Annotated in this window: 11 protein-coding genes; 4 read left to right on the top strand and 7 right to left on the bottom strand. The window is 38.3% G+C overall.

Annotated features, from left to right (window positions below):
- Window positions 1–82: 82 nt before the first annotated feature.
- A complete protein-coding gene (locus tag I6F10_RS12715; RefSeq protein WP_165743642.1) occupies window positions 83–718 on the bottom strand; it encodes an NAD(P)-binding oxidoreductase in 636 nt (211 codons plus the stop codon).
- A gap of 182 nt (window positions 719–900) precedes the next feature.
- Complete coding sequence (locus tag I6F10_RS12720; RefSeq protein WP_004335602.1) at window positions 901–1,224, bottom strand: hypothetical protein; 324 nt, start codon at window positions 1,222–1,224, stop codon at window positions 901–903.
- 318 nt (window positions 1,225–1,542) lie between these two features.
- On the opposite strand from I6F10_RS12720, the gene I6F10_RS12725 reads away from it, so the two are divergent.
- Window positions 1,543–3,024, top strand: a complete 1,482-nt coding sequence (locus I6F10_RS12725) for an OmpA family protein (protein WP_165743644.1) — start codon at window positions 1,543–1,545, stop codon at window positions 3,022–3,024.
- A 57-nt stretch (window positions 3,025–3,081) separates the two neighbouring features.
- On the opposite strand, the gene mnmC is transcribed toward I6F10_RS12725, so the two are convergent.
- Entirely contained in the window at window positions 3,082–5,091 is a 2,010-nt protein-coding gene (gene mnmC, locus I6F10_RS12730) for a bifunctional tRNA (5-methylaminomethyl-2-thiouridine)(34)-methyltransferase MnmD/FAD-dependent 5-carboxymethylaminomethyl-2-thiouridine(34) oxidoreductase MnmC (protein ID WP_197098935.1), read from the bottom strand.
- 179 nt (window positions 5,092–5,270) lie between these two features.
- Between mnmC and fabB the strand changes: the two genes are divergently transcribed.
- A complete protein-coding gene (gene fabB, locus I6F10_RS12735; RefSeq protein WP_024604462.1) occupies window positions 5,271–6,482 on the top strand; it encodes a beta-ketoacyl-ACP synthase I in 1,212 nt (403 codons plus the stop codon).
- Between the two features lie 101 nt (window positions 6,483–6,583).
- Here the strand turns inward: fabB and I6F10_RS12740 are convergent, their stop codons facing one another.
- Window positions 6,584–6,949 (bottom strand): hypothetical protein, encoded by a 366-nt coding sequence (locus tag I6F10_RS12740; RefSeq protein ID WP_024596750.1) that lies wholly within the window; start codon window positions 6,947–6,949, stop codon window positions 6,584–6,586.
- Between the two features lie 51 nt (window positions 6,950–7,000).
- On the opposite strand from I6F10_RS12740, the gene I6F10_RS12745 reads away from it, so the two are divergent.
- Together I6F10_RS12745 and ggt are read left to right on the top strand one after the other, a co-directional pair.
- Window positions 7,001–7,543, top strand: coding sequence for a GNAT family N-acetyltransferase (locus I6F10_RS12745; protein ID WP_165743650.1), 543 nt, complete (start codon window positions 7,001–7,003; stop codon window positions 7,541–7,543).
- A 98-nt stretch (window positions 7,544–7,641) separates the two neighbouring features.
- On the top strand, window positions 7,642–9,315 hold the full coding sequence (gene ggt, locus I6F10_RS12750) for a gamma-glutamyltransferase (protein ID WP_004335612.1): 1,674 nt from the start codon (window positions 7,642–7,644) through the stop codon (window positions 9,313–9,315).
- 46 nt (window positions 9,316–9,361) lie between these two features.
- Here ggt and I6F10_RS12755 read toward each other — a convergent pair whose 3' ends face one another.
- The 3 genes from I6F10_RS12755 to I6F10_RS12765 form a co-directional block, all read right to left on the bottom strand.
- Entirely contained in the window at window positions 9,362–10,204 is an 843-nt protein-coding gene (locus I6F10_RS12755; RefSeq protein WP_165743652.1) for a Tim44 domain-containing protein, read from the bottom strand.
- 163 nt (window positions 10,205–10,367) lie between these two features.
- Window positions 10,368–11,120 carry a DUF3379 family protein gene (locus I6F10_RS12760; RefSeq protein WP_165743654.1) on the bottom strand — a complete coding sequence of 251 codons (753 nt, stop codon included), beginning with the start codon at window positions 11,118–11,120 and terminating at the stop codon, window positions 10,368–10,370.
- Complete coding sequence (locus I6F10_RS12765; protein ID WP_033011540.1) at window positions 11,120–11,677, bottom strand: sigma-70 family RNA polymerase sigma factor; 558 nt, start codon at window positions 11,675–11,677, stop codon at window positions 11,120–11,122. The genes I6F10_RS12760 and I6F10_RS12765 overlap by 1 nt, the downstream gene beginning before the upstream one ends.
- Window positions 11,678–11,706: the final 29 nt, after the last annotated feature.

The raw sequence follows: 11,706 nt of genomic DNA on the forward strand, positions 1-11,706 counted from the left end.
ACACTGTAATTTTTTGCCTTATCGATGAACTATACTAATCTGAAATAATTGTTTATACGTTTAAATAAATTGGTATTAAAGCTTATTTAACAGCGGCTTTAATTGGTTTGTCGCCATCAAATAACTCAAAAATGCGGTTACTAATAAATGAGTTAGTCGCAATATGTAATAATGCATTGGCTACGTTTTCACGGCTAATTTTAGCCTCAGAACGATCACTTGGGCGCTGCGTCGTTACTTGCATTGAAGCGCTATCATCAGTCAATGTACCAGGGCGAACAATGGTGTAATTTAAACCACTATTGATTAAGTGCTCGTCAGCCATGTGCTTAGCAACTAAGTAAGGTTTTAAATCACCTTGAATCGAATCTGGGTCGTCTGCACCGATTGAGCTGACCATAATAAAGTGTTTAACGCCATGTTCTTTAGCAAAGGTAGCTGCTTTAGTTGCAGCCCATAAATCAATAAGTACAGTTTTATCATCGCCCGTATTTCCGCCAGAACCTGCAGCAAAAATCACTTGGTCACAGCCTTTTATTGCTTCGCCAAAATCGCCTTCAAGATCTTGCTCAACAATAGTTAAAAAAGAGCTGTTTAAATCACTTAGCTTATTTTTGTCACGCACTAATGCCACAACATTTTGCTCATTTTTTAAAAGTAGCTCAGTTGCCATTTTACCTATTTGTCCGCTTGCGCCAATAATTAGGGTCTTACTCATAATTAACTCCTTCCAATAAATAGTAAAAGTAATGTGCTTACAAATATACCTTGGGGTAGGGGATAATTTTTAAAGGGTAAAAAAGAGTTTAAATGAGCTAATTTCAAAAAATACTTTAATTAAAATTAAATACTTAACTGAGCATTAAAATTAGCTACTTTTGGCGTGTTTTTTAGAACTTTTTATTCAACCATTATACTTACTTCGGTCACATAACTACGGCGATATAGACTAATACGAACTTTATGTTCTTGGTAATTATAAAACAAAGTGCGATATGTATTATTGCCGTTTGTTTTTAACGGCTCACCTAATTTTTGCTGATAAAAGCGAGCGATATCAGAAATTGAATCTGTTAAATAACCAGTGCGAACCATTGGGTATTCACCTGCTACATCCATTGTTGTAACAAACTCTTCAGGAAGTGGGATTTCAGTGACGTTTTGGCTAAGTACATTAAACGATAGAGTGCATAGCAGTATTATTAAAAATGCTAAAGTTTTCATTAAAGTCCTTTAAATAATAAATTCCATTTATTGGTACTCATTTTACCTCAATAAGCACCTTTGTCATTTAAATTTTATTACGAATTAAATCTCGTACTATAAACCGAGCAGGGTGAATAGCTTGGCTTACACGTTCGCTTAATGGGCGGGGTTCATTATTTAAACAACTTATTAACCGACGCATTATACAACTCTTAATATGGCTGCACTCCAGTTACACGTTGAAGTTTGAAAAAGTTACGCAAATAAGGATCGTTGAATTAAGTTTGCTCATTAGGCATAGTGCTAATGTAAACTAATACTTTAAAAGGAATTTTTATGAAAAATAATATTATCAAAGTACTTTTAATTTGTACTACCTACCTGTGCTGCATATTTAACCTGCAAGCAAAGCCATTATTAACGGCTTACCCCGATGCGAAATTAGAGAGAAAAGTCACTTTATCGGGTGAAGAAACACAACTTGTATCAGCCTTTAACCCTGCGCTAAAAAAATCTCAGCAATGTGAATATAAGACATTTGTTGGAGATGTAAGTCATTTTTCTTATCAAATAAAGAATGTTGCTTCTTTAAAGGTAATGGAAAACTACAAAAACGCTTTAAGTGACGCTGGATTTAAAGTTTTGTATACATGTTCTTTAAACGATTGTTATGAAAAGCGAGAGGATAAATTGCTAGCCGAAGAGTCGAGCTATTTCAACGTGTCTAGTTATTACGGACAGCCACATTATATTTACGCAACAAAAGGAGAGGTTCCTGAGGCTGCCATTTCGTTATTTGTTGGACAATATAAAAATACGACACAAGCGCTTTTGACGACAGTTAATATTAAAGAAATTGAAACTGGGCTAATAAAAGCTGATTTTGAAGCATTCAAGAAAAAAGTTAGTGATAAAATAAAAAAATCTACACATGAAGATCTTAAAGGTTCTGCAGATCATCCTTTATTAAGTCGTTATCCCGGTAGCTATATTGAGGATTATCAAAATGTTGACTATGAAGAGTTTAGCATTCCAACTGGAAAATTTGATAAAAAAGCGAATGCTTTTCCTATACTTGATGTTACAGGTGATTTAACGCGAATTACTTATATTGCGAATAAAGTATCGACGCTAAAAATTTATCATAACTATGTGAGTGCTTTAACCAAAGAAGGTTTTGAAACCGTATTTTCTTGTCAAAAAGATAAATGCGGTACAAAAAGAAAAGAGATTCAAGCATTAGGCGATAAGCTGGCAATTAAATCTGTTAGTAATTACTTTCGCGGACCTAGATATCAAGTTATGAAAAACACTCTAAATGAGCAAACTACCTACGTTGCCTTTTTTATAGGTAACTATAATGGCGATTCTCGTATTCAGCTTGTTGTTGCTCGTACAGAGCCCTTAGTGACAGGCTTAATAGAAACGAATAGTGATAAAGTTCTTGAGCAGTTAGAGCAAAAAGGAAAGGCGTCTATTTACGGTATTTTATTTGATTATGATAAAGCCACTATTAAAGCTGAATCTAAAGAGGCGTTAGATGTTATTGCTCAAGTAATGGAAAAAAATAAAAAGTTGAGTTTATATGTTGTTGGACATACTGATGATAAAGGCTCGCCTGATTATAATTTAAACCTTTCAAAGCGCCGTGCTGATGCGGTTGTTAACGCATTAATTGCTGATTATGGGGTAGCTAAAGCAAGGTTATTAGCTCAAGGCGCAGGTCCTTACTCACCCGTTGCAACTAATAAAAATGATTTAGGTCGTGAACTAAATCGCCGTGTTGAATTAGTTGAAAGGTTGTCTAGTTCGAAATAATTTATGTTTTTAATTTATATGCACATTAGACCTATTGTTTTAATGTGCATACCTCATTTAAATTTTATTACGAATTAAGTCTCGCACTATAAACCGAGCAGGGTGAATAGCTTGGCTCACACGTTCGCTTAATGGGCGAGGCTCGTTATTTAAACAACTTACGAGATGTTCTGCACTTAGCGGTGCGCTACATAAAGCGCGGGCGCCAAAGCCGGTAAATATATGTAGGCCTTGTTGTGGCTTATTAAGTTTCTCATATTGATAGCGTTTACCTAAACGTAGGTTAGCAAAAGCCATAGTGTAATCACTTTGTTCACACCATTGCCCAGCCATTGGTAGGTGATCTATAAATGTGCAGCGAACAGCTGCTTTTGCCGAGGTTATATTGCCAAGGGTAGAGGCAAATTCACTTTGCTGATAAAAGCTAAGTAGTTGCTCTTGGTTTAATTGGTTGTCGAGCGCTGTAACTTGACGGCTTTTAGTGTTTTTTTCAAATGTGGCACCCATGCAGTGATGATCTAAATAAGCCGGGGTAAAATACCCTTTATGGCATAGCACTGTTTTAAGTTTGCGTGATTGCTCACTTGCCTCAATATGTGAAACCTGACCGCGCACGCCTACTATAGGTAGCGCTTTTGTTTGCTCAAATGCATCACTGTGCTCGCCTGCACAAATAATTACATCGCTAAAAGGGCCTAGCTGCTCATCATTCGTTAATAAAAACCAACCGCTATCAGTTTTTTTAAGCTGCTTTATATTGCAGTTAAATACGCTTTTAAATGGGCTTATGCTATTTGCAGCGCTTAACATGGCGTTTACTAATTGTGGCGGGTTAACCCAGCCGCCTTGTTCAAAAAACATGCCCGAATAACCTGTTTTTACGCCTGCTATTTCGTCGCCTTGCTCTGCGGTTACGTTACGCATTAGCTGGGTTGGCCACAGTTGTTTTTGTGCTAGGTTTTCGTGCTTATCAGCTAGAGGCTTTTTTACTGCGTGTTGTAATACGCCGCACCAATCGTAATCAAAATTAAAACCACTGCTAAGTAAGTTGTTATACAGGCGTTTGGCGTATAAAAAGCTATGTGCAAACAATTCGCTGTGCGGCGAGTTTTTTGCTTGTAGGTGAGGGTAAATAGCACCTTGTACATTGTGCGATGCCCCCATAGCTGGTTTTTCATCTTGGCAGAGTAATTGGCTTGCTATACCTCGTTTAGCCAAACTATATAAAATGCAGCTACTGGCTATACCGCCGCCAATGACCGCTACATTTTTTAAAGCGCTGCTATCTTGATGAAAATATGCAGGAGCTGATTGAGCATCATCTACGCACTCTAGTTGGCCAACAAGCATATCTCTTTTTTGGCCAAAGCCTTTGGCTTTTTTAGTATTAAAGCCTGCATCAATTAATCCACGGCGAACAAAACCTGCTGAAGTAAATGTTGATAAGGTGGCGCCTGTCCTTGATATATTGACCATAGAATTAAATAAACTTTGCTGCCACATTTCGGGGTTTTTACTTGGTGCAAAACCATCTAAATACCAAGCATCAACAATTCCTGATTGCGGATAGCTCATTGCTTGTATTGATTCAAGTGCATCACCAAAGTATAAATCGAGAACAACAAGTCCATTGTCAAACTCGAGTCTGTGGCATCCTTCTAAATTAATCGGGTATTGTTTAGATAATTTGTTACTAAAGTCGCTTAATGAAGGCCATGCCAGTAGCGCTTTGTTTAAATCATCTATGTGCAGTGGATATTTTTCAAATGAAATAAAGTGTAAGCGTTTAACACCATTATCTAATTGATTTTGAACTTGTTGACGTGCAACGTGGTCAGTAAAGCGTTGCCATGTATTTAAAAAGTTTAAACCTGTACCAAAGCCGGTTTCGGCAATAACAAAATGTGGCTGGTCATGATTTTGTAATCGTGCATCTATATTATTTTGCTCATAATACACATAATGCGATTCAGCTAAGCCATCGTCATTAGAAAAATAAATATCACCGAAGTCATTAGCGAAAGGTGTACCTAAGTTATTAAAGTGTATATGTGCATTTTTGATCATAATTTTTTAATTTTATAGATATATTTTTTAATTATTTTACGGGTTTTCTTTGAAATAGTCTGGCGTTATTTATAAGCTAGCAGTTCAGAGTACAAGTGTACGCTAGAAAGCTGACCACTTAGGTGATTAAATTCGCGTAAAATAGAATGCAATTAAGTATTAAGCTAAGGGAATTACCCATGAGAAGAGCTGTAATTACAGGTATCGGTGTTGTATCAAGTATAGGTAACAACAAAGAAGAAGTATTAGAATCGTTAAAAACGGGTAAAAGCGGCATCGCTTTTAATCAAGAATTTGCCGATTATAAGTTACGTAGTAACGTATCGGGTAAAATTGATATTGACGTTAAAGCACACGTTGACCGTAAAGCAATGCGCTTTATGGGAGATGCTGCTGCTTACTCTTATATTTCAATGCAGCAAGCAATTGAAGATGCAGGCTTATCTGACGATCAAGTGTCTAACGAACGTACTGGTTTATTAGTTGGCTCAGGTGGTGGTTCGTCTAAATGGCAAGTAGAAGCTGCTGACATTTTACGTGAAAAAGGCGTAAAACGCGTAGGGCCTTATATGGTGCCACGTACTATGGCAAGCACTACATCAGCATGTTTAGCAACACCATTTAAAATTAAAGGTGTTAACTATTCAATTAGCTCTGCTTGTGCAACATCTGCGCACTGTATTGGCCACGCTGTAGAGCAAATCCAACTTGGTAAGCAAGATGTAATTTTTGCTGGTGGCGGTGAAGAGCTACACTGGACATTAGCAATGGAATTTGACGCTATGGGCGCACTTTCTACTAAATACAATGAAACACCTGAAAAAGCATCTCGTACATACGATGCTAATCGCGATGGTTTTGTTATTTCTGGTGGTGGCGGTATTGTTGTCGTTGAAGAACTTGAACATGCACTTGCACGTGGCGCGCACATTTACGCTGAAATTGTTGGCTACGGTGCAACATCAGATGGCTACGACATGGTTGCTCCATCGGGCGAAGGTGCAGCACGTTGTATGCGCCAAGCTATGCAAGATGTAGATAGTATTGATTACCTAAATACGCACGGCACATCAACGCCTGTAGGCGATGTTAAAGAGTTAGGTGCGATACAAGAAGTGTTTGGTGGTAAATCACCAATGATCAGTGCAACTAAAGCAATGACAGGTCATGCATTAGGTGCTGCAGGTGTTCACGAAGCTATTTTCTCATTATTAATGCTAGAGCACAGCTTTGTAGCACCTTCAATTAATATTGATGAGTTAGATGAGCAAGCAGCAGGTTTAGATATTATTACTGAGCGTCGTGACGTTGAGTTAAATACTGTAATGTCTAATAGCTTTGGCTTTGGTGGCACAAACGCGACTTTAGTTATGAGTAAGTACAAAGGTTAATTTGAGCTTATAAGTCCTATATGCAAACGCATATCTGGATTAAATAGCCCAAAACAAAAAAGGAAAGCCTAGGCTTTCCTTTTTTATTATCGAAAGTTTAATTAACCTTCGTTATGTTCTTGACGCGCTTGCTCAATTTCGTCAGCAATTTCTTGCGCTTTTTGCTTAGTTTTTTCAGTTAACTCGCCAGCAGCTTCTTTGCTTTTAATCCATGCGTCAACCGCAATCTCTTTGCCGTCGTCGTACATGTCTAAGCCCATTGCTTTACTTTGCTCTAATAGCTCGTTTAAAGACTCGTCATTTTTAAGATCGTTAGTTGTCTCTTTAACGTCGTTCCATGCATCACCAAGCTTTTCTTGCATTTGTGCGCTTTTATCTTTTGCATCTTCTTTTACTTCGTTGGCATCTTCACAACCAGTTAATGTAATTAAAGTGCCTAATAAAGCTAAACCTGCTAATTTATTCATGTGCTATCTCCTTTAGAGACTGATAATTAATTCGAGGCAGACTATACAACAATGAAAATGAACGCCCCCGTAACAAAACGATTAAATTTTAAATTAATGAATGAGCATGATTGGCCTCAACTATTTGAACTCGATCAAGACCCAGCTGTAATGCAGTATTTAACACGAGGTGAACCTACCTCTTTAGAGCAAATCAAAAATGAGGGAGTGCCTCGTATGCTCGCATATCGAAATGAGCTTAAAGGCTGGGGGCTGTGGAGTATCACTATAAAGCAAACCAATACATTTATAGGTTGGATATTAATAAGGCCTATGTGCTTTTTTACTGATGCACCAAACTACAGTGATATTGAAATAGGCTGGCGCTTTAAGCAAGCAAGTTGGGGGCATGGTTATGCAACCGAGGCGGCTTTAGCATTATGTGATGAACTTATAAAGCAAGATGACATTAAGGCGATAAGTGCAACGGCACTAAAAGATAATACGGCCTCTATAAATATAATGAAAAAGCTAGGTCTGCAATTTATGAAAAATTATACACATACAGACGAGCAAGGCGACTTACCTGCGGTGCTTTATTCAAAAAATGTTTAAAGATGATTAAATATCAACAGTATAAAGATTGACCTGTCCTTAAGTGACGTGCATTAATAAGAATGCGTAACTAAAAAATAATAAATTAAGGATGTTGTATGGGATTGTTTTTTGCACCAAGTAAATTAATTGTCAAAAGTGTGCTGGTTTTACAGTTCGCTGCTTTTAGTGTTTTAGCGCAGCCTTTATCGCAAAGCGCGGTAGCAATGCCTGACTCGTTCAGTGCCGATGCTGCTAAAAGTATATTAGAGCAAGGCGGTAATGCTGTTGATGCGGCTATTACGGCACAATTTGTACTTGCAGTAACGCTTCCTGAAGCCGGCAATATTGGCGGCGGGGGATTTATGCTTATTCAAAAAGATGGCAAGGGCGATTTTATAGATTATCGCGAAACAGCGCCAACAGCGGCTCATCGTGATATGTATTTAGATGAGCAAGGTAATGTTATTGCAAACAAATCAATATATGGTATTCACGCAAGCGGTGTACCTGGCAGCGTAGCGGGCATGTGGCTTGCCCATCAAAAACATGGCACTTTAAAGTGGGAAGAATTAGTACAACCAGCGGTAACGTTGGCTGAGCAAGGGTTTGTAGTTCCGCCTAAGTTAGCAAAAGGTGTGAGCAATTATATAGCCCACCTAAAAGAGCAAAAAATAAATGTAAACTTCGAAAAATACTTTGCTGATGTAAAAGCTAATAAAGTATTTAAGCAACCCGAGTTAGCGGCAACGCTAAAGCGTATCCGTGATAACGGCCAAGATGGGTTTTATAAAGGCGAAACTGCAAATATTATTGCTAAATTTATGCACCAACATGGCGGTATAATTAATCAAGATGATTTAAAAGGTTACACCGCTAAATCACGTACACCTATTAAAGCGAGTTGGAATGGTTATGAAGTACTTACTTCTCCACCGCCGAGCTCAGGTGGTATTGCTATTTTACAGTGGCTTAAAATGTATGAGCTACAAAAACCAGATGCGGGCTTAGCGCATAACTCTACTCAGTATGTACACTTACTTTCTGAAATAGGTAAACGTGTATTTGCAGATAGGGCGGAGTATTTAGGCGATCCTGATTTTTTTGATGTACCAGTCAACGCATTAACTAATATTAACTACCTCAAAGAGCGCAGTAATGGCATTTCGTTAACCGCTATCTCGACTACCGAAAATATTAAACCGGGCCTTAAAGAAAGTGAGCAAACTACACACTTTTCAATCGTTGATAAAATGGGTAACGCTGTCGCAAATACCACCACAATAAACTTAGGGTTTGGTAGCGGTGTAGTTGTTGAAGGTGCAGGGTTTATTTTAAATGATGAAATGGACGATTTTAGTGCCAAACCAGGCGTTATGAATGTGTTTGGTGCAATAGGCGGCAAAGCTAACGAAATACAGCCGCACAAGCGTATGCTTAGCTCTATGACGCCTACAATACTCCTTAAAGACAACACCGTTAAAATGGTGACAGGCTCGCCAGGTGGCACAACAATTATTAGCTCTGTGTACGAATCTATTTTAAATGCGGTAGAGTTTGATATGACTGCAGAGCAGGTTGTAAATAGCCCTCGTTTTCATCATCAACTGTGGCCTAAAAATATAATTAGAACACACATAGGTTTAACCGATAGCGTAAAAGCAGAGCTTACAAAAATGGGTTACACCATAGATGAGAACCACTTTGGTGACTTACACGTTATTATTAATAAAGAGGGCCAATTAGATGCCGCTTCTGAAGCATCAGGACGTGGTAAATCAATTGTTTTTTAAATAAAAAACACCGCGTTAAGAGCGCGGTGTTTTAAACAATATAAAATTATTGAGTATCAATTAAATCTTCAACACCCACTATTAGCCATGGAGCGTCGTCTGAAATTAGACGCTCTAAGTGCCAAATTTCTAAAATAGGCTCTTCTTTTTTATCGCCTAAATCACGGTACTTACCTTTAAAGCGAACACTAACTTGCCACGATTGCGTGTTTGTATCTGCGCGCACAAGTTCGGCATCAATAAACATCACTTCTGTTTCTACGCTTTGTATAGCTTCACGTTCAGCTTTAAACTCGGCAACAAGTGCAGGGCTTAAGTATTCAGCCATTGTGGAGTAATCGGCATTGTTCCATGCAGTTTGTAGCGTATGGTAATGACTACGGGCACCTTGCAAAAAGCCATTAACGTCAAAGTTAGGTGGTAAATTAAAAGGCACACTTTCACCTTGTGGGGCGCTGCTTGCAAAGCCTGTACTTGTTGGTTGCTCGATAGGTGCTTGTTTAAAAGCATTTTGCTGAGCACTTGTACTTGCACTGGCAAGTTGTGGGGCACGATTAGCACGTAAAAAGCCCGTTACTAGCTTAAATAAAATAAAGAGTCCGCCAGCTAATAAAATAATTTCTAATAGCTGAAAACCTTCAAAATCGTCGCCTAACATTGCTGCAATTAAGCCACCCGCTAAAAGCCCTCCAAAAACGCTTGCCATAATGCCTTTTTTATTTGATGTGGCTTTAGGTGTTGTTGTATCTGTTTGCTGTTTTTGCGCTGTTTGTTGTGTTGCAGGTGTCTGTCCGCGTTTACTACTGCCAAACTTTTTACGTGCGTGTGCATCAAAACTGGCAGTACATAATAATGCCAATAATGAAAAAATAACGATGATGTTCTTCATGAAATACCCTAATTAAAATCGAGCCGCGATTATAATTTACTTTCTTTAGAAATTTAATTAATTACTTTAAAAATCAGAGGTTTTGGGTATAAAGGGAGGGTTTATTAGAGGGTATTTAATAAAAAAACCGCTCAGTAGAAACTAAGCGGTAAATTTGTCTATTTTAAAGCCAACGAATAGCGCCAGTAACGCGTTCGTTATAAGTATCTAGAGGTGCTCCAAGACTTGCTACTAAAATAGTATCAGCTTGTGAGCCACGATTAATGTGACCTTCAAAGCGCTCATCGCGGAAGCTGTCATCTCCAAAACCAAATGATTTATTTTCAGAAGGCACTATAAATACCGTCATTGGACCAAAATCAGACTCAAATATTAAATGCAGTCCTTTTTCGCCTTTAAAATCACAAAACATGGCATAAGTTACAGCGCCAGGAAGCTCATCAAGGTGACCACCTAATACTGCAAGCTTGTCGTTAACGCTTTGTAGGCTAATGGGCTCTTTTTTATCAAGCGCATTAATTTCGTAGTACACATGGGCAAGCGCATGCTCACCTGCTTCGTGTGCAATATTTTGCTCTGTACTAAAAAAGAAGGCACTAATCGCCACTACAAAAGACGCTGCTAACGCAAGATGTACACGATCAAACTTAAAACGCGATCGAGCATCAACCACGTTTTTACCAGTTGCTTGTTCTTCTTGGAGTGCTTTTTCTTTTAACGATGTGTTTAAAAGAATGCGGTCTGCAAGATTTTCAGGCACAGGTATATCTAAAGAATCTCGAATGAATTTATCAAAACCTTTCATATCGTTAATAAAACTTTGTCGCTCTGGGTTATTGTCAGCAAACTCCATAAGCTCCTTGTCAATGTCGTTTGGCTGCGCAATAGTGCGGCGACGAAACTCAAGTTCATCCATTATTTTGATGCCCCTTTAAGTTGTTCATCATCACGGCTTAAAGCCTCTTTAAGTTGATTTCTGGCACGGTATAAACGAGTCATTACCGTGTTTTTATTTAAATTAAGTATGCCTGCAATTTCTTCACCAGAGCAGCCCATTACAACTTGCAGTAATAATGGCTCTCGGTATTCATCAGATAGCAGTGCAATCTGGCGTTGAATTACCGTTTGTTCCATTTCATCGTCTAATGAATGGCTGGTTTCATCAACAAGCGTATCGTTTTCTACGTCGCTGCAATCAAACTGTTTACGTTCAAATCGGCGTGCGTTTTCTCTTCGTAATATAGTAAGCAGCCAAGGTTTAGCTGCCTTTTGATCAAGTAAAGAGTCGAGTGAACGCCATGCGCGTAAAAACGTTTCCTGTACTAAATCATCTGCTATGTGCGGATCACGGCATAACCAATAAGCAAAGCGATAAAGCTCTTTATTGTAAACGTGGACCAAGGCTTCATAACGCTTTTGTTTCTCTGCCATATCGATTAAGACCTGATTGTTTGATTTTTTCTTTCCAAGCATAAGCACTTTTTTAATTAAAAATTATTAGT

Source organism: Pseudoalteromonas sp. SWYJZ98 (genome assembly GCF_015864495.1).
In the GTDB taxonomy this organism is placed as follows: domain Bacteria; phylum Pseudomonadota; class Gammaproteobacteria; order Enterobacterales; family Alteromonadaceae; genus Pseudoalteromonas; species Pseudoalteromonas distincta.